Annotated in this window: 13 protein-coding genes; 7 read left to right on the top strand and 6 right to left on the bottom strand. The window is 66.1% G+C overall.

Annotated elements, in window-relative coordinates:
• The first annotated feature begins 110 nt into the window (after positions 1 to 110).
• The 4 genes from IEY68_RS17330 to IEY68_RS36285 are packed head-to-tail and all read left to right on the top strand — an operon-like array spanning position 111 to position 4,355.
• Positions 111 to 956: an ABC transporter permease gene (locus IEY68_RS17330; RefSeq protein ID WP_199804973.1), complete on the top strand. Its 846-nt coding sequence runs from the start codon at positions 111 to 113 to the stop codon at positions 954 to 956.
• Positions 953 to 1,681, top strand: coding sequence for an ABC transporter ATP-binding protein (locus tag IEY68_RS17325; RefSeq protein ID WP_058856054.1), 729 nt, complete (start codon positions 953 to 955; stop codon positions 1,679 to 1,681). The genes IEY68_RS17330 and IEY68_RS17325 overlap by 4 nt, the downstream gene beginning before the upstream one ends.
• A 29-nt stretch (positions 1,682 to 1,710) precedes the next feature.
• Positions 1,711 to 2,781 carry an ABC transporter substrate-binding protein gene (locus IEY68_RS17320; RefSeq protein WP_058856053.1) on the top strand — a complete coding sequence of 357 codons (1,071 nt, stop codon included), beginning with the start codon at positions 1,711 to 1,713 and terminating at the stop codon, positions 2,779 to 2,781.
• Positions 2,778 to 4,355 carry an MFS transporter gene (locus tag IEY68_RS36285; protein ID WP_199804972.1) on the top strand — a complete coding sequence of 526 codons (1,578 nt, stop codon included), beginning with the start codon at positions 2,778 to 2,780 and terminating at the stop codon, positions 4,353 to 4,355. The genes IEY68_RS17320 and IEY68_RS36285 overlap by 4 nt, the downstream gene beginning before the upstream one ends.
• A gap of 1,186 nt (positions 4,356 to 5,541) precedes the next feature.
• Here the strand turns inward: IEY68_RS36285 and IEY68_RS17310 are convergent.
• Positions 5,542 to 5,859 (bottom strand): Zn-ribbon domain-containing OB-fold protein, encoded by a 318-nt coding sequence (locus IEY68_RS17310; RefSeq protein WP_229718838.1) that lies wholly within the window; start codon positions 5,857 to 5,859, stop codon positions 5,542 to 5,544.
• A gap of 548 nt (positions 5,860 to 6,407) precedes the next feature.
• On the bottom strand, positions 6,408 to 7,034 hold the full coding sequence (locus IEY68_RS17305; RefSeq protein ID WP_058856051.1) for a TetR/AcrR family transcriptional regulator: 627 nt from the start codon (positions 7,032 to 7,034) through the stop codon (positions 6,408 to 6,410).
• A 289-nt stretch (positions 7,035 to 7,323) separates the two neighbouring features.
• Between IEY68_RS17305 and IEY68_RS17300 the strand changes: the two genes are divergently transcribed.
• The gene (locus IEY68_RS17300; protein WP_058856050.1) at positions 7,324 to 9,111 is read left to right on the top strand and encodes an ABC transporter ATP-binding protein; all 1,788 of its coding nucleotides are present in this window, start codon (positions 7,324 to 7,326) and stop codon (positions 9,109 to 9,111) included.
• Positions 9,111 to 10,862 carry an ABC transporter ATP-binding protein gene (locus IEY68_RS17295; RefSeq protein ID WP_058856049.1) on the top strand — a complete coding sequence of 584 codons (1,752 nt, stop codon included), beginning with the start codon at positions 9,111 to 9,113 and terminating at the stop codon, positions 10,860 to 10,862. The genes IEY68_RS17300 and IEY68_RS17295 overlap by 1 nt, the downstream gene beginning before the upstream one ends.
• Before the next feature lie 288 nt (positions 10,863 to 11,150).
• On the opposite strand, the gene IEY68_RS17290 is transcribed toward IEY68_RS17295, so the two are convergent.
• Both IEY68_RS17290 and IEY68_RS17285 read right to left on the bottom strand, forming a co-directional pair.
• The gene (locus IEY68_RS17290; RefSeq protein WP_058856048.1) at positions 11,151 to 12,281 is read right to left on the bottom strand and encodes a serine hydrolase domain-containing protein; all 1,131 of its coding nucleotides are present in this window, start codon (positions 12,279 to 12,281) and stop codon (positions 11,151 to 11,153) included.
• Positions 12,282 to 12,625: 344 nt separating this feature from the next.
• Complete coding sequence (locus IEY68_RS17285; protein ID WP_058856047.1) at positions 12,626 to 14,593, bottom strand: neutral/alkaline ceramidase; 1,968 nt, start codon at positions 14,591 to 14,593, stop codon at positions 12,626 to 12,628.
• Positions 14,594 to 14,954: 361 nt separating this feature from the next.
• Here IEY68_RS17285 and IEY68_RS17280 point away from each other — a divergent pair, with 361 nt between their 5' ends.
• Positions 14,955 to 16,151 carry a metallophosphoesterase gene (locus IEY68_RS17280; protein ID WP_229718837.1) on the top strand — a complete coding sequence of 399 codons (1,197 nt, stop codon included), beginning with the start codon at positions 14,955 to 14,957 and terminating at the stop codon, positions 16,149 to 16,151.
• A 348-nt stretch (positions 16,152 to 16,499) separates the two neighbouring features.
• Here IEY68_RS17280 and IEY68_RS17275 read toward each other — a convergent pair whose 3' ends face one another.
• Together IEY68_RS17275 and IEY68_RS17270 are read right to left on the bottom strand one after the other, a co-directional pair.
• Positions 16,500 to 17,087 carry a TetR/AcrR family transcriptional regulator gene (locus IEY68_RS17275; protein ID WP_058856046.1) on the bottom strand — a complete coding sequence of 196 codons (588 nt, stop codon included), beginning with the start codon at positions 17,085 to 17,087 and terminating at the stop codon, positions 16,500 to 16,502.
• Positions 17,084 to 19,027 carry an MFS transporter gene (locus IEY68_RS17270; protein WP_058856045.1) on the bottom strand — a complete coding sequence of 648 codons (1,944 nt, stop codon included), beginning with the start codon at positions 19,025 to 19,027 and terminating at the stop codon, positions 17,084 to 17,086. The genes IEY68_RS17275 and IEY68_RS17270 overlap by 4 nt, the downstream gene beginning before the upstream one ends.
• Positions 19,028 to 19,210 lie beyond the last annotated feature (183 nt).

Below are 19,210 nucleotides of genomic sequence, written 5' to 3'. Positions count from 1 at the left end.
GTACCGATCCCACTGCCTGACATCTGCGGGGCCGCGATCGGCCCGCAGACAATTCACACCCTGCTCCGCCGGCGACGCACCCGCGACGCCGGCCGATCGAACGGATTCTCATGACCGTGCTGAGTGCCGAGCCCGCGGCCGAACGGGCGGGCCGAACACCTCCGATCCGCCGACCGACCCCGGTCTCACGCGCCACCTCTCTCGCCGGAGTGGTTGCTCCGCCGCTGGCGCTGATCATCCTGCTGGCGGTGGGGTGGAATGTCATGGCCGCCCGGATGGACAGTCCGCTGGTGCCGTCGCTCGGCGCGATCGCCGACGAGCTGGTGGTGCTGTCGGACAGCGGTTTGCTGTGGACGAATCTCCAGGTGACGCTGACACGGGTACTCCTGGGGTTCGCGGTGGCCTTCGTTGTCGCGGTGGTGCTCGGAATCGCGATGGGGCGCAACAAATATGTGCAGCGGTTCTTCGAACCCGCGGTGCTGCTGGGGCTGGTGACGCCGGGTCTGGTGAAGGCACTCCTGTGTGTCATCTGGTTCGGGATCAGCGTTGTCAACCCGATCCTGGCCGTGGCACTCGCCGCCGCCCCCGCACTGATCGTCAACATCACCCAGGGCGTTCGCGGGGTCGATCCACAGTTGCACGAGATGGCCCATGTGTACCGCTTCAGTGCGTGGACCCGCCTACGCCGTATCTGGCTGCCCGCCCTGGCTCCCGCGCTGTTCACCGGCGCGCGACTGGGCATCGCCATGGCGTGGAAGGTGATCGTGCTGGTCGAGATCTTCGGATTGGCCAGTGGCGTCGGATATCAACTCAACCTGGAGTTCTCCAACCACAATGTGGCGGGCGTGCTCGCCTGGACGATCGCCTTCGCGCTGGTCATGACGGCGATCGAGTACGGCGTCCTCCAGACACTGGAACGGCGAGTTTCTCGCTGGCGTAAGGAGTCCGCGGTATGAGCGCCGGAATCGAACTTCGTAATATCTCCAAATCCTTCGTGAGCAAGAAGGACGGCACCGTCCAGACGGTCTTCGAGGACTTCTCGCTCGAGGTGGCTCCGGGTGAGCTCGTATCCCTGGTGGGCGCTTCGGGCACCGGCAAGACGACTCTGCTGCATCTGGTGGCCGGCCTCGAGACGGCGGACGCCGGCGTGATCCGGGTGGGCACGAACGCGACGCCGGGCCGGACGGGAATGGTCTTCCAGCAACCACGGCTCCTGGACTGGATAAGTGTCGCCGAGAACATCGAGATCGCCGCGAAATCGGCCGGACAGAGCGTGGCCGCGGTCCCGGAACTCATCGAGGCGGTCGGCCTGAGCGAATACGCCGACGCCTACCCCTCGGTGCTGTCCGGCGGGCAGCGCCAGCGGGCGGCAGTGGCGAGGGCGTTCGCCGTCGACCCGGACATCGTCCTGTTCGACGAACCGTTCAGCGCGCTCGACGAACTCACCGGCCGCAAACTCCGGCTGCTGTTGCAGACCTTGCTCGTCGAACGTTCGGTCACCGGATTGCTGGTCACCCACAACGCCCTCGAAGCGGCCTTCCTGTCCGACCGGGTCGTCGTGCTCGCCGACCGCCCGGCGCGGATCGTGCAGGACATCCGCGTCACCCTCGCGCGGCCGCGGTCCACCGAGGACGCCACCCTGTTCGACCTGCATCGCGACATCATCGCCCATATCGCCTGAGACAGAACTGATCCAGAAACGGAGACCCCGTGTCCGCACCACGTGGCAACATTTTCACTCGCGAATCCGCGCTGGGACCGGCCGTCTCACGCCGGCAGGCGCTCCGGGCCGGTGCCGCGCTGTTCGGCGGACTCGGCCTGGGCGCGCTCCTCGTCGCATGTGGTGAGGCCGCACCCGCCGCCGTCGATGCGAACGGCAACCCGCTGCGACCGATCAAGGTCGGTGCCGTACAGCCCGGAACCGCGGGGTCGGTGATAGATCCGATCACCGAACAGTTCGGGCTCGAGGCGAAGCACGGGCTGGACCTGCTCCGTGACGGTGGCGGCGGGGTCGGCACCGGTCAGGAGAATCTCCTGACCGGCCTGCTCGACACTTTCGCCTTCGGACCGCTGGGAGCCACCGAAGCCAATATCGCCGGTCACGATGTGGTGATCGTGGGGCCCCAGCTCTGGAATCACGGACGATGGCTCGTTCCCGCCGACAGCGATATCAACTCGGTCGAGGATCTGCGGGGTAAGCGCATCGGTGTCCAACCGGCGAGCTCCGACACCTACAAGGCGGCCGCACTGGCCCTGGCGGTCAACGGAATCGACTTCGAACGCGAGTTCCAGATCTTCCCCGGGCAGCCGATCGCCAACCTGGCGCTCTACGAGCGCGGCGACCTCGACGCGATCATCGCCATCGAACCCAACGCCACCCGCCTGGTCGCGCAGGGCAACCGTCAGGTCGCGACGGTTTCGGAGCTGTGGCAGAAGGGCACGGGCGACTCGAACCCGTTGTTCCTCAACGGCGCGGCGTTCAATCGCTCCTGGCTGGAAGGCAACCGCGACACCGCGGCGAGATTCGTCGCACTGCGTTCGGAAGCCAACGCGCTCATCACCAACGATCCCGCACTGCTGGCCGCGAACTACGAGGCATTCGGTATACCGGCCGAAGAGGAAGCCGCCATCGACCTGTTGCCCCAGCGGCTGCGCGATATCTATCCATCCGCCTGGGATCCGAGCGTATTCGCGAACATGGACAAGCAGATCCGGGTCGCCCTGGATATCGGCCTGCTGTCGCGCACCGCGGAGCGGCCGGTCTACGAAAGCCTGAGTTGAGTAAGCCGCAGGCCCCGCACGCCGTGCGGCATCCACGCACCGCGTTGCTGGCGTGCTGCGCGAGCCTGTTCCTCTCCTCGCTCGACACCTCGGCGCTCGTGGTCGCGCTTCCCGCGCTCCAGGCGGATCTCGGGCTCGATGTGGCGGGGTTGCAGTGGGTTGTCGTGGCCAATGCCCTGGCCCGGGGCAGCACGCTGTTTCTCGCGGGTTCGCTCGCCGACCGCTACGGTCCGCGGCGGGTCTTCCGGATCGGTGTCGTGCTGTTCGGCGCGGCATCCCTCATGTGCTTCCTCTCGTCCGGCTTCGTCGAATTGATCACCTGGCGGGTGCTGCAGGGGATCGGAGGGTCGCTGATGACCCCCGCGTCGATCTCGCTGCTCACCGGAGTTTTCCAGGATCCCGTCGCACGCAGCAGAGCACTGGGTTCCTGGAGCGCGACCGCCGGGGTGTCGACGGCTCTGGGACCGGTCATCGGCGGTGTACTCGTCGCGGCCGTCGGGTGGCGCAGTGTCTTCCTGATCTGCCTGCCGTTCGCGGCGCTGGTCGTGGTCGGCCTGCGCTGGGTACCGGAGTCTCCGGTTCCACGGCTGCGGCGCCGAATCGATCCGGCCGGACACGTATCCATCGCCGCGACACTGTTCTTCGTGACCTTCGCCCTGTCCGGTGGTGCCCGCGACGGCTGGATGTCGGCATCGACGGTCCTCGGATCGATCGCGTCCGCGGTATCGATGGCGGTCGTTGTGCGGGTGGAGCGACGGGCCGTCGATCCGGTTCTCGACCTGACGGTGTTCCGCCGGCCGCAACTGCGCGGCGCTGTGCTGACAGCGGGTTTCTCCTACTTCTGCCTCACCGGAATGAACTTCGTCAATACGCTCTATCTCCAGCAAGTGCGCGGGTACGCCCCGTGGGAGGCGGGGCTGATGGCGTTACCCCTCACGGCCGGAACACTCGTCGCCGCGCAGGTCTCCGGCCGGCTGCTCGGGCGGCACGGCCCACGAAAACCCATTCTCCTCGCTTACCTCTTCTTCGTCGCCGCCATGGCGTCGCTCGCGCTCGCGGCGTCGACGACCTCGTCGATCGGCTGGGTGCTGGTGGCCTTCGCTCTGCTCGGGATCGGGATGGGCATGGCCAATCCGCCCGCGACATCGTCGGCCGTGGCCGCACTGCCACCGGAACGGGCCGGCTCGGCGAGCGCGATCACCAGCACCTCCCGGCAGGTCGGCATGAACCTGGGTACGGCCGCGCTCGGCGCGGTGACCGTCTCCATCGCGGGGGTTCTCGCCCGGCCCGAAACCGTTTCGGCGCACGACTTCACCTCCGGAATGCGAATTGCCTACGCCGCCACGGCAGTAGCGGCGGTCCTCGCGCTCATCGCTGCGAATCGCTGGTTCCCGGCGACCCCGAAATCGACCGTATCCGAGGTCGACAACACCCCACGAAAGGAACGATTCGATGACTACCAACGATTCGAAGGCGCCGCTGCCGAAGATCACCAGTGTCCGGACCGGAGCGATCTTCACGCTCCCATATCTGGTCGGCCTCGAGAAGGGCTACTTCCTCGACGAGGGCGTTGATCTGGAGCTCGTCGCGCCCGGCGCCTACAACGTCAGCGTCAAGCCGATCGAAGACCATCATCTGGTGAGCTCGTTCGGCGGGATCTCGCGGGGTTTCGAGGACGGCGAGGTCTCGCTGTACCGCGCCTGCGAATGGGGACAGGTCCGGCGGGCACAGGATTCCGGGCGCGGCGGTCAGATCGTGACCCAGCGGGCGGCGATCGCCAGCCAGGCGATCTTCGTGCGCCCCGACTCCGACGTCTTCCACCCGCAGAGCCTGCGCAACAAGCAGGTCGCCGTGAACTTCCACCACGGCTCCCATTACCTCGCCATCCAGACACTCGAGGGATTCGTCGAGCCCGACGAACTGAAAGTCGTGCATGTGGGCGGTCCGGCGGACCGATTCAAGGCGCTGCGCGACGGCACCGTGGAAGCCGTCGCGCTGATGGAGCCCTACATCAGCCTCGCGCTGAAGCAGGGGTACCGACTGATCGCCGAGGCGTTCTACACCGGAGCCGAGATCGCCGACGAGAAGGTCGATCCCGAGGTCTACGCCGCGATCGATCGTGGCGTACGGCGGGCCGTCGCCGATATCAATTCCGATGTCACGCCGTACCTGCACTACTTCACCGAGGAGATTCCGGAGGATCTGGGCACGCTGGACGAGTCGGATATCAGTCCTTGGCGCCTGCGCTTCGCGGACCCGCAGCCGTATGCGCCCGAACAGTTCGACCAGACCTATCGCTGGCTGCTCAAGTGGGGCCTGATCGAACAGGGCTCCGAGTTCAAGAAGCTGGTCGACAACCGCGCGCTGTCCTCGTGACTCGGTGATGCCGGGGCGGTGTGGCATGTGCCGCGCCTGCCCCGGTATCCGCCTCGTGTGTGAATCCCGCCGCGACTGCGCGGCGGGTCCGTCCGAGCCCCGTGAACTCGGTGCCTCACTCACCAGCTGCCGGAACCGCCGCCGGGTGACCCCCGAAATTCACGAACAGCTCCTCAGCGGTGGCACCGCCGAACGGGGCCGAGCGGATCGCGGAAACGATCATCGTTTCGCACCGGGCCCAGCGATCTACTACCGGACTCCGGAACATGGCATCGCTGCGACGAGGTACGGACCCACGAGGCGCCATCGGCGCGGTCGTCATTCTGCCGGTCGGGTGACGGGAGGGTTGACCTCTCCGTTTTCGTCGGCACCGTTGTCCGTCCGCTACCCACTTGTCGGGATCTCGGGATCGGAACTGACGGCGAAGACCGGAAACCTGTCCTCGCGGGGTTGCGGCTGGAATCGCACCCGCACCGGACGGCTCGACCACAAGGGGACGTCCCCCTCGATGGAGGTGTAGACCCACGGGCCTTCGTCGAGTTCGACGATGGCGATGGTCAGTGGCATCGGCCCGCCGCCCACGCCGGCCACGGCCCGGTCCACCACCCGCCACGACAGGATCGAACCGATACCGGACGACGGCACCCAGTCGAGACTGTCGGAGGCGCACGATGAACATTCGATGGTCAGCGGTGCGAACAATTTGTCACAATGTGCACACCTGCGGATCATCAACGTGTCTCCCGCGGACTGTGGGTTGCCGCCGCGGATGCGGCTGGTGCTCTCTGAACCAGGTTGATACATGCAGACCCTCGCGAAATGGTTCCGACGTTTTCTCCACCGTGGCTGTGTCCGGCGTTACTGCGCGACGGTCGAATGACCCGGGACATACCTGTTTCTATCAGGTAACAAAGTGCGGTTCCTCGACCGTGGCAGGTTGCTGTTCGATCCGCGTATTGCGCCCCTATAAGCGATCTATCTGCTAAAACAGCTTGTCCGGGCGTCCGGCGGGGTTCCTCGGCCAGCGGAAGTACTGCCGCTGGCCGCGTGTGCGAGACGCGGGGGCGGGGCGCCCGCGAACCAGCCCCCGGCCGAGGGTGCCGGCCCGCCGCGACCGCTGCTGACTGCCGAGTGAGCAGCCGTCGGTAACAGGCCGGCAACCCCGGCCCCATGGCCGGCGAAATCGAACCCGCGAAGGTCCACATTGATCACTGCAGCGCCATCGCGTGAGGCGGCGATCCGACCAGTTGCTACGCGGAATCTCCGTAGTCGGCAGACGATGGCCAGATGCCGCGTAGCGGCCGCATGCCGTCTTCGACGTAGTCGGCAATGGGGCGGTTGCCGCCGTCGAGGTACCACTGTTCGAGCGCGGCGAAGTAGCCGAACACAAGGGCGTTGGTGGCCACGCGGGCCTGCGTTTCGGTCAGGTTTCCGGTCGACGCGATCAACGGGGTGAGCCGCTGGCTGGTGCGGTCGGCCGAGGCGCAGGCGGCCATGCGAACCGATGGTTCGGTGAAGTGATAGCGGACCCTGCGCCACGGACCAGTGTCGGGCGGAGCGCCCGCGTTCTGGGAGTCGGGGGTGTGCTCCGGTGTGGATTCATCAGCGCGCACGGAGCGGAGCAGGCTGCCGATGGGATCGTGCGGATCGACGATGCCTTCGAGTTCTTCCGCGCTCATGGTGTCGAACTCGTCGGCGACGATGATCCCTTCCTTCGTGCCGAAAAGACGGTAGACCGTCGATGGTGAGACTTCGGCCGCGGCCGCGATCTCCTCGATCGTGACTGCGCCGAACCCCTTCTCGTCGAACAGATCGAGGGCGCGTTCCTGGATGGTGTGCATGGCCCTGAGTCGCCAGCGCTCGCGAAGTCCCGTCATATGGGAAGAGTATCAGGAAGTGACTTTCTGAAGAACGTTGCTGTCGTTCAGACATTGACTGTCTGAAATCGCGCCTCTAAAGTCCTTCCTTGGAGACAGTGACTTTCTCGATGGTGCGCGTGGCTCGCCCAGCTCACGTGGACTCGGGGGCTGCGCGGCCGCCGGCGCCTACCCGCCGTCGAATCCACCCACCGAACTCACCTGGAAGGACTCCGGCCATGCACCGACCCGGCCGCCACGACCGTCCCGGCAGTCCACATCGAGCCGAGCCGTCCGAGACGGGAGCACGATGATCACGACCGATCTTGCCGAGGCGAGGAATCAATCCGGCCGTCCGGATCCCGTCCGCGCCGAGCAACAGAGCTTCGCGGCGCTCCTACGCCCCCATGCCTGGAGTTTCTCCGCGGTAGTCGTCCTGCAGGTCATCGGCGCTGTCGCAGGTTTGGCGCCGTTGCTGGCGGTGGTCGAGTTGGGGCGCGTGCTGCTGTCGACCGGTCCGATCGACGACGGTCGTGCCTGGTGCGTGGTTGTTGTGGGGGTGGGCGGACTGTTCGTCCGGCTCCTGTTCACCGCCGCTTCATCCGGGCTCGGGCACTTGGTCGATGGTCGGGTGCAGCTATCGTTCCAGCGGCAGTTGGCCGCTCGCCTCGGGCGTGTACCGATCGGCTGGTTCTCCCAGCGCCGGACGGGGGAGCTGGCCAAGGTGGTGGGAGAGGATGTCGCCGCGCTGCATCCGTTCATCGCCCATGCGCCCGCAGAGCTGGTGTCGGCGTTCGTGGTGCCGCTGGGGTCGCTGGTTTACTTGTTCACCGTCGACTGGCGGCTCACGCTGATCACGCTGATTCCGGTATTGCTGGCGGTGGCGCTGGTTCCATTGATGATGGCTCCGGCCCGGCAGCGCGAGCAGCGCGATTTCGATGCGGCGATGGGCCGGATCGCCGATTCGGTCGTGGAATTCGTGCAGGGCATCGCGGTGGTCAAGGCTTTCGGTGGTGGAGACCGCGCGCACCACCGGTTCCGGTGGGCGGTGGACGAATTCGCCGATACCTTCCTGCGCTGGGCACGGGGCCTTTCCCCGGTCGCGGCCGGGATGCAGCTGGCGCTGTCGCCGCCGTTCGTGCTGCTGGTCGTGCTGCTCGGTGGCACGATTCTGATCACCAGCGGCGGGATGGCTGCTGTTGATCTGCTGCCGTTCCTGCTGCTCGGGCTGGGGCTGACCGCCCCGGTTGCGGCGCTCGGCCACGGTTTCGACGATATGCAGGCCGCCGGGCGCGCGGTCAGCCGGATCCGGGACGTGCTCGATGTCGAGCCGCTGCCCGAACCTGTCCGCCCGGTCGCGCCGCGCGGACATCGGGTGGAATTGCGCGGTGTCCGGTTCGCCTACGGCGCCGACCGCGAGGTGTTGCGCGGAATCGACCTGGTGCTCGAGCCGGGCACGGTCACCGCGCTCGTGGGACCGTCGGGTAGTGGCAAATCCACCCTTGTCCAGCTACTTCCGCGGTTTTTCGACCCGACGCGCGGCACGATCACCCTGGGCGGTGTCGACCTGCGCGAGATCGGCAGTCGCGAGTTGTATCGAGCGATCTCCTTCGTCTTCCAGGATGTGCGGCTGCTACGTACTTCGATGGCCGACAACATCGCGCTGGCGGTCCCGCACGCCGACCGTGAGCAGGTGGTCCGCGCCGCCCGGCTGGCGGGCATTCACCACCGGATCCTGGAGCTGCCGCACGGCTACGAGACAGTGCTCGGCGAGGAGGCCGGGCTATCGGGCGGCGAAGCACAGCGCCTCGCGCTCGCCCGCGCGCTGCTGGCGGACACCCCCGTTCTGGTGCTGGACGAGGCGACCGCATTCGCGGACCCGCAGACCGAACAGGCGGTGCGTCGCGCCCTGGCGAGTCTGCAGGGCGACCGGACGATCCTCGTAATCGCCCACCGGCTGGAGACCATCGCCGATGCCGACGTTGTCGTCTTGGTGGAGGACGGGGTGATCGCGGAGAGCGGCGCACCCGCGCAACTGCTGGCCGGCCAGGGCAAGTTCGCCGCGTTCTGGCGATCCCACCGAGGAAACGAGCTGTGATGATCCGAATGCTGTTGCGCGTGCTGGGCGATCAGTACGCCGGCCCCGTGCGTCGGACCGTGGCCCTGATGACCACCACCGCGGTCGTGGAGGGCCTGTCCTACGCCCTGCTGGTCCCGGTGCTCCGGGAGCTGTTCGGGAGCGATCCCGGAAACGCTCGGCCCTGGCTCATCGCATTCGGGACCGCGGTCGCGGTCTACGCCGCGTTGCGCTACATCAGCGATCTGGTCGGTTTCCGCGCCGGAACCACGCTGCTGCGCGGCACCTATCACCGGCTCGGCGACCATCTGGCCCGGCTGCCCATGGGCTGGTACGGATCCGACCGCGTCGGCGAAGTGTCGGTGCTCGCCAGCCGGGGCGTTCTGGAAGCGATGAGCGTGATCGCGCACCTGCTGGCTCCGTTCGTGGCGGCCTCGGTGACCCCGCTGATGATCGTCGTGGTGATGCTGGTGTTCAACTGGAAGCTGGGGCTGGCCGCACTGATGGCCGTCCCGCTTGTGGCGGCGATCCAGAGCTGGACGGGACGCGCGATGGCCGCTGCCGACGCCGAACGCCACGAACGTGACCAGCTTGCCACCGGCCGGGTCATCGAATACCTGCAAGCCCAGCCGGTGCTGCGGACCGGCGGGCGCACCACCGAACGTTTCGACATGCTGGACGACTCACTACGCGGAATCCAACGCGCTTCGCGCCGGTCGGCGCTATCGGCCCTGCCCGGCGTCGTCGGATTGACGCTCACCGTGCAGGCGACGTTCACCGTGCTGCTGGCCATGGGCGCCTATCTCGCGCTGGGCGGGAACATCGGCACACCCGAGGTCCTGGCGATCCTGGTGCTGGCGGCCCGCTGCGCCGAGCCCCTGCTGTCGCTGGCCGATATCGGCGGCCGACTCCGCGGTGCGCGAGCCCAACTGACCCGGCTGGATGCCCTGTTGCGCACCGAGCCCCTGCCGGAGCCCAGTGCCCCGATCCAGCCGCGCCGCTACGACCTGGAGTTCGACGCCGTCGCTTTCCTGCACGGCGACCGCCTGGTGATCGACGATCTGACGCTTACCGTGCCGCAAGGTCAGAAGGTGGCGATCGTCGGCCCTTCCGGTGCGGGCAAGAGCACCCTGCTCCAACTACTGGCGCGGTTCCACGAGGTGAGCAAGGGTGCGGTTCGCGTCGGGGGCGTCGACGTGCGCGACATCGACACCAGCACTTTGATGGCGCAGATCGCCGTCGTCTTCCAGAAGGTCTACCTCTTCGACGGCACGATCGAGGACAACATCCGCCTCGGCCGTCCCGACGCCACCGACGCCGAAATCCGCGCCGCGGCAACAGCGGCCCGCCTGGACGAGGTGATCGAACGGCTCCCCGGCGGCTGGAACGCCGACGTCGGAGAAGGCGGCACACTGCTTTCGGGCGGCGAACGCCAACGCGTATCGATAGCCCGCGCTCTCCTGAAAAACGCTCCCATCGTCCTACTCGACGAGGTCACCTCCGCTCTGGACCCGGTCAACGAAGCCGCGATCCACCACGGCATCGAACGACTGATGGCCGGCCGCACAGTGGTGACCGTGGCCCATCGCGTACACACCGTCCGAACCGCCGACCGCGTCGTCTTCCTCGACCACGGCCGGATCGCGGAAGAAGGCACTCACCACGACCTGCTGGACCGGGGCGGCCGCTACGCCGACTTCTGGGATATTTCCACGACTCGCCCTCGGGCCGTAGGCGATGCCGCTCGCCGCGAACACGCCGATCGAGCCTGACCAGCGAGCGTGCCGGGCGCGCGGCTGCGGCCTGGATCCATGGCGGGGCATCTCGCGCGCCGACTTGTGCCCGATGGTCTGTGGCCGGCGGCCGTGCCGTGCGAAAGCCGACCTTCTTGTAGACATCACCGCCACGCGGATCGAAGGCATAGACCCTCCAGTGAAATCCGGTGCAGGCCGAGCCGCTCGAAGCCGTAACCGACGATCAGACGCGTGGCCTCGGTACCCAGCCCGCGCCCCCGTCCGGCGGCACCGAGCAGGATACGGAAATTTCAGCTGAGCCACCGCTCACCCACACAATGCGTGGGTGAGCAAGTCGCCGATATCCACAGTGGAGGGGGTGCCGGTGTAGGAGACGGTGACCGCGCGCCCGCCCGCGGTGGCACCGGAGACAGCGGAGAAGCCTTGAACGCCACCGACATTGCCCACGAATTGCGCGCCGCACGGTAGCCGGGTGTATCCGACGCCGAGCCCGTAGAACATGCCGTCACCGTGGCCCATATCGCTCCCGTCGAGCATCTGCTGCAAGACGGTATCCGGCACCAACTGACCGGTCTGCAACGCGGTGAAGAACCGGTTCAGGTCCGCGCCGGTGCTGACCAGCGCGCCTGATGCCCACGGCAGCGACGGCTCCATGCGTGTCGTGTCGGTGAGGGCGCCGCCGACGGTGGCATAACCGGTCGGATGCGGGTCGCGCAGGCCGGTTTCCCCGGTGGCCGGCAGATAGGTACCCGACAGGCTCAGCGGCACCAGAATGCGGTCGCGCAACTCGTCGGCGTAGCGATGCCCGGTCACCGCCTCGACCAGCATGCCGGCGACAATGTAGTTGGTGTTCGAGTACTCGAACCCGGCACCGGGAGCGAACCGCGCGGGAGACCGCAAGGCGAGTGCGATCTCCTGCGCCGGGGTGTAGGTACGGCCTTCCTGTGCCGCCGCGTACTCGTTCGTCTCCCAGGAGCGGGCCGGCTCGGGTAGCCCGCTTCGATGGCCCAGAATCCGGCGGACCGTGATGGCGTTCCTGTCCAGGCCGGCACCGGTGAGCAGGCCGGGTAGATACGCCTCGATCGACCGATCGAGATCGATCCGTTGCGCGGCTACCAACTGCAGCACGATCGCGGCGGTGAAGGACTTGGTGATGCTACCGGCCCGGACATACTGAGGAACCTCGGTAGGGATGGAAGTACCCGCCGCGATATCGGCCAGACCGGATGCCACGACCGTGGTCGCACCGTTCTCGGTCAGCGTGGCGACGGCGCCGACAGCACCCGAGCCGACCAGCGCTTCGAGGTCACCGCGCACAATATCCAGACGCGCGTCTGCGGCTGAAGGCACAGTAGCGGGCGCTGCCGGGCTCGTCGTGCAGGCAGAAAGGAATACCACTGCTGTGCAGACCAGCACAGCGAAGGCTCGGATACGCATGAGCCGACGATAGGAATCCGAAGTCCGCGCACACATCGAACCGCAGTACTGGCGCATATCGAACTGGAGTACCAGGTCCGAACAGCCGGCGAACCGCCTTTACGCGGATCACGCCCACCTACCCCCGGAACCGGCGCGCCCGCCCACTGCTCGACCTACGCACGCAGCCCTCGCAGGATCCCCCGAGACGCAGCCTTCGGGCGTTCGTCCTTCCCGCGCCCGTTCGCATCCCGCTGCGGGTGCGGTTCGAGAGGCAGAACATCCGCTTCCCGAGCAGAGGAAGAACTCTCGCGCCAGTCTCGAGAGCCCCTGGGACGGAGTGGTGGTGTCCGCCTGTGGCCAGTTCAGTCCTCGCCGTGGATCTGGAACTCGGGCGACGTGCCGCTGATGGGGACACGGTCGCCGCTGAGCTGCACGGCGTCGCCGAAGTACCGGATCCGGTAGCTGCCGGGTGTTGCGTCGGCCGGGCTGTGCCAGACGATGGTGATTCGCGAGCTCGATGCGGGGCCACGCGACCAGCTGAAGGTGGTCGCCCAGTCGCCGTCGCCGGCGATCGTCCGCCAGCGCTTCTCGTCGCGCCGCTGCACCATGAGGTAAGTGCTGCCGCGATGTAGGTCGTGGTTGGGGTGCGCCCCGGCGAACTCGACGTTCACTGGCTCCCCGGCGCGATACGCCGGTTCCGGCTCGGTGAGCACGTCGCCGAACTGCTTTCCCGCCGGCGGAAAGTCCGGCGGTGGTGCTATTTCCGCAGGTCGCTGCCGCTCCGCCAGATCGGGCGCCGTGGTACCGGACGGTACGGTGTCGCCGTCGTGCATCGCGGTCGCGAGCTGCGCCGCTATCTGCTGCAGGGCCGGCAGCTCCCATCGGCCGAACAAGGTACTCGCGCCTTCGTAGTGCTGTGCGTCGTACTCCTCAGGAGTTGTGACGTAATGCATATAGGCGTTGCTGTATCCGGCGACCAGGACATTGGCCAGCTCGGCGCCGAGGGCGGCCGCCACCGTGCGCCGCAACCGCAGGCCGGCGGTGATCGTCACCTCGCCCGGAATGCCGAGCAGATACAGCTCGCCGATCTGGATGAGTTGTACCGGAACGATCTCTTGCACGTACGGCCCGAACCGGTTGAGCAGTCTGCCCGGAGCGACGATCGCTTTGGGCGCCTGCGCGTCCCGCAGTGCGGGCGCGAATCGGTACGCCAACCGCGACAGCAGATCCCAGCCCGGATTACGGCCTTCGTGAAAGGTCTTCCAGTGGGTGGGCCCGTCGTACTCCGCGCCGGCGAAGGCGGCCGCACCCCCGGCAGGACTGCCGGTGCGGTGCTCGCGCCCGTCTCCGGTGAACTCCGCGGACACGGTCACCGCGGACAGATCGACATGTACGAAGCGGTAATCGACGCTGCCGGCCATTCGAGGTATGTACCCCGCTCCGAGTTTCGCCGCGGCCTCGTATTGGCGCAGGCCGAGGATCCGGGCGTTGTCGAACTCGTCGCCGGTAGGGCCGTGACCGGGCCTGCCGTCCAGGTTGGGTGACATATCACCGGCGTTGGTCTGTGCGAAGGCCGCGACGAAGTCGGGATCCGGGTCCGCGAGATAGTCCACGCCTTCGACCACATGCTCCCAGTGATAGGCCGCGTATCCCTTGTTGTCGCCGCTGATCAGCGTGTTTCGGTTGGTCAGCGACGTGCCGTGCGTGGCGAACCAGTTGATGGCGCCGACCGGTTCGCCCTCGCGATCGATGCGTAGCAGGGTCGTCTGTGGGTCGACGGCGTCCGGGAAATAGTCCCTGTCCTCCTGCGGATTTCGGTCGAATGCCGCACGCGCGCGATTGACGCTGGCCTCGCGCAGCTCGCCGTGTATCAGGCGCAGGGTTGCCGGTGCGAGATCCTCGTGCGCTCGCTCGACCGCCTCGACGATCCCGTCGACGATGGCCGCGAAGGTCTTGGGGCGGAACCCGGTCGAGCTGTTGTACAACCGGTGGTGCGAATAGCCGCCGGGCCCGCAGTGGGTGTGGGTTGCGGTGAGCATCACGTTGGACTCGGTGTAGGTGTCGCCGAAGCTCTCACCCAGGCGGCGCAACACCTCCTGGGTGATGCTGGAAAAGACCAGAGGCAGCTCACTCACGATCAGCAGCACCCGCCGATCGACGATCGGGTCCGCGAAGACGAAGGCGCGTGCGCGCAACCGGAGGTGTATTCCGGTGGTCTTCTGATCGGCCTTACCGTAGCCGAGCATGCCGACCTCGGCCGGTTCTCCGGTGATGTCGGCAAAGCCACGCCCGACCAAATGGCGATCGTTCGAATAGATCGTTTCCGGCATCGACCTCGTCTTCCGTCCTGTTGGGACCGGCCCGCGGCAGCGGTCCAGATTTGTTGCACCGACAAACTAGCAAGGACGAAGTCAGGATTGCGCTGCGCGACCTATGGTTTCGCTGGTTCGACACGTCGATGGAGGGTGGTTCGGTGGGCAGGCGCGGCGGGACCGGCGACCCTGACGGTTCCTACGCGATCTCGATCTCGGGAGCCTCCCCGTTCCTGCTGTGCCATCGTCGCCTATCGGCCTGCTTTCACGCCACCTCGACGCGATCGGCGCAGTCGGTGACAGGCGGAGGCAGGATCTGCTGGCCGACTATTCGCCGTGCTCATTCGAGAGCCTCGAGAACTGATTTAGGATCGAGGTGGTGAGCACTCCGTTGCCAGAAACGACGACCCGATCAGATTCGCGCACGATACACAGACCCCTGCGTGTAGTCGCGATCGCTACGACGCTCGTCTCCGTTCTGCTGATCCTTTTCGCCGTCCCCTGGTGGACGCTGGTGATATCCGGGACACAGTGGCCGACAGCCATAGTCGCACTGGGAACAGCGGCCTTCGTGATCACTCTCGTGGGCCTGCCCGTGACACTTGTCTCGAGCCACGGCCGACGGCATCTCGATTGGGCCGGCCTGATCGGCGACTCCGTCCTGGGAATTATCTGGGTGCTCTTCGTGTGGTCGGTGCTCGGCAATATCGCGCGCCTCGCACTCGGCTCGATGGGGGTGGCGGACCCGGTTCGCTCACGTTCGGTCGCCACAGCGGTCGTTCTCGTGACCGCGGTTCTCTTGATCTGGGGCAATCGGGAGGCCATGCGAATTCCTCGAATCAAATATGTGGACGTCACCCTGCCACGACTCGGCCGCGGCCTGGACGGCACCCGAGTCGTCGCCGTCACCGATACGCATTTCGGCCCGATCAACCGGACGAAGTGGTCGCTCGGAGTCGCCGCGGCTGTGAACGAATTACGTCCCGACATCGTTGCCCACGTCGGTGATATCGCCGACGGCACCGTCGAACAACGACGTGTGCAGGCGGCCCCGCTCGCCACCATGGATGCCGGGCTCGCCAGGGTCTATGTCACCGGCAATCACGAGTACCTCGGGGAGGCGCAGGGCTGGCTCGACTACATGGATTCGATCGGCTGGAAAACTCTGCACAACGATCACATCGTCGTCGAGCGCGGCGGTGACCGGCTCGTCGTCGCGGGGGTCGACGATGCCACTGCGAAGTCCGCGAAACTGAGTGGTCACGGCGCGAACTTCGACGATGCTCTGGCGGGAGTCGATCCCGGGCTTCCGGTGCTCATGCTCGCGCATCAACCCAAGCAGGTCTTCGAGTCCGAGGCTGCCGGTGTCGACCTTCAGATCGCCGGCCACACCCACGGTGGGCAGATCTGGCCGTTCAACTTCCTGGTCCGCCTCGATCAGCCCACCGTTCACGGGTTGAGCCGCCACGGTGCACGGACACAGCTGTACACGAGCAGGGGCTCCGGCTTCTGGGGTCCTCCTTTCCGTATCTTCGCACCCAGCGAAATCACGGTGATAACGCTTCATTCGGCTTGACATCAGCGAACATCGCAGTGCCGGATCCAGCGAGCGGGAAAGCATCCTCTTCGACGACAGCTGGGGCACGAGGTCCGCAACGACGCGGACGATCTGCGCGTGGTCCTCATCGTCGACGTGCTGCGCCCGCCGCCGTTCCCCTTCCATGCCCTGAACCGGCTGGTCAGCGTGTCCATCCGCCACTGTACGGCCGGGGTCTCGTGAAGAATCTCCGTTGACCGACCGAGCCCGCCCTCCCCGTGAATCTGTGGCTGATGACGCGCGCGTGGTGCAACGCCCGGGCCTATCCGCGGATCGGCCGGACGCTGTGGGGCCTGTCGGTTCACGGACTCGATGGGGTTCGGGAGATCACGAGCCGGGGACGTGGCCATCCTGAGCGGTCGTATGCGCCGATGTGCTGCCTCGGTCGTCTCCGTCCAGCAGCTTCTGGACGATATCGCCGAAACGCAGCAACACCTGATCAGAATGTGCGGCAGAGTGGGGGGCCTCGAAGATTCGCAGAGCAGCGGCGAGGCCCATCAGCGCACCTACTGCCAGCTCGGACCTCAACTCGGCGTCGTCACCACCGCCGAGCCTTTCGGCCAGCGCATCGAAGTAGCCACTGGTGAACTTCTCTTGAATCGTGTCGGGATCGGGGGCGGTGAGCCGCAGCATGATCGCGCGTCCCATTGGTTCCACCGCGTTCGTCCGTCTGCGTTCGATGATGTTTCGGACCAGGGCTCGGCCGAGTTCTTCGTCAGGTATTCCGGCAAGCTCGAGTGGCTGCACCTCGGCCACCTCGTGGAAGAGTTTCTCCTTGCTTCCCACCGCTTTCATCACCATTGCGGGTGACAGCTCTGCGGCCAGCGCGATATCGCGGATGGTCACGTGGCGGTATCCGCGCTCCGCGAACAGTTTCGCCGCCGCTGCCAGCGCGGCATCCCTGGCTCGGGTCACCGCGCGGATACCGCGTCGGCGTGCGGTGTAGCCGATATCTGCGCGGAGGGCTCGGGAAGCTCGATATCGAAGTTACGAGCTGAGCCCAAGATCGTGATTGCGCGTGCGGTGGACGAGGAATTCGTGAACGCGGTGATGATGTATCTCCCGTTCTGAGGAAGGGGCAATTGGTAGTCTCCGATCGCACCGGTCTTGGTCGTCCCGACGGCTTCGCCCGATTGCCGGGTGAGTACCACATTGACACCGTGTACCGGCCCGCTCGCATCGACCACTGTGCCCGCCATCATCAGCCGTTCCTTCAGCACTATCGCATCGATTCTGCCACCGGTGTCGATGTCTACCAGGCGAGAGTCCGGTGTCCATCCGTCGGCTGCGGTGACCAGCAGGTAGCGGCCCGGGCCGGGAACGGCGACCGAGAAGTGGCCCGCCGAGTCCACCTGACTCCAATCGACGTGGTCTGCAGACGGTGTGAACACTGTGACGACCGCGTGACCGATCGGGCGCTCCGACTGGTTCAGCACTTTCCCGCCGGCCACCGCCTCATGCGAATGCGCGGATTTGTCGAGTTCCTCGGTGCTCTCGTCCGGTATCTCCCGAAGTTTGGTCATGGCCAACGCAATGATCGCTGTGGCGAAGCAGGCACCTGCGGAAACCCAGAACAGCACGGTGAAGGCCTGGAAGCTGGGGAATACCTCGTCAGCGACTCGGATCGTACTCATGGTGGCCACCGCGGCCATGACTGCGCTGGACAGGGCCGTGCCGATGTACCGCAGTAGGGTGTTCAGTCCATTTGCCGACGCCGATTCCGTAAGAGGAACGGCGCGCATTATCAATGTGGGGAGGGCAGCGTAGGTCATCGATGTTCCGGCGGCCACCAGCACCGAGCCGACGACTATCTGCCAGAGATTGTCGCTGAGATACACGCGAGCCACATAAGAGCCGGCCATCAGGAGCGTTCCGGCCAGCAGTGTCGCCACCGGGCCGTATCGGCGGATGATCTTTGCAGACACCGGCGCCATCGCGCCGAAGACCAACGCGATCGGCGCCATCCACAGCCCGGTGTTCACTATGTCGTATCCGAGCCCGTAACCCGAACTCACCGGCAGTTGGAGCAATTGGGTGGTGACGAGCATATTCGCGAACATGGCGAAGCCCAGCAGCAGTGAGGCCGCGTTCGCCAGCACGATTGCCGGGCGGGCAGCGATTCGGACATTGACGAGCGGATTTCGGACTCGAAGTTCGAGCGGCACCCATGCGATCAAAAGAGCTGTGCCTACGCCGATAATGGTGAGAGTGGTGCCCGAGGTCCAGCCCCAATGTGCCCCTTTGGACAACGCGAGCATCACCGCTGTCAGGGCGACCGATCCGATGACCGCGCCCCGATAGTCGAACGACCCGCCGGTCTTGACCGGAGACTCGCGGATCACCCGCCAGACGGCGGTAAGGACGACAACTCCCACGACTCCGGTGACCCAGAATATGGCATGCCAGTCCAAATGCGCCGCTATCAGACCGGATAAGGGGAGCCCCGCACCGGAACCGATCGCCAGACTGGCACTCATCAGTGCTACCCCGAGCGGCATGCGATCGCGAGGCAGCTCGTCCCGAAGAATCGCTATACCTACGGGTATGAGGGAAAGCCCGACACCCTGCATCGCGCGAGCGATGATTATCAGTATGAGGTCGGTGCTGACCGCGCCGAGGACCGAACCGAGCACCATGATGGCGAGTGCGACCATCATCATCCGCTTCTTGCCGAACATATCGGCGAGCCTGGTGACGGTGGGAATCGAGACCGCACCGAAAAGCAAAGTCGCGGTCACCAGCCACGACGCGTTATCGGCGGTGGTGTTCAGGAGGCCGGGCAGATCGGGCAAGAGCGGGAGGACGAGTGTTTGCTGGAGGGAGACGACGGTGCCGGTGAGCGCCAAGGTCGCCATCACGGTCCAACTCCGTGCGCCTTCGGACTTTGTGACACGGTCTTGCGCGCTCACACAAGAACCCTTTCGTTCGGGGTGAACGAGTGTTCACCCCGCTGAGTGAACCAGTGTTCACCCCAATGAGTCGAGCGCCGAGCGAAGATTGTGATGAACGTAATTCCGGCTGCACGGTGCACCGGGGTG

This window comes from Nocardia jinanensis (assembly GCF_014645735.1).
Classification (GTDB): Bacteria; Actinomycetota; Actinomycetes; order Mycobacteriales; family Mycobacteriaceae; genus Nocardia; species Nocardia jinanensis.
Note: the sequence above shows the minus strand (reverse complement) of the source record. Positions and strands in the feature narration are given on the sequence as shown.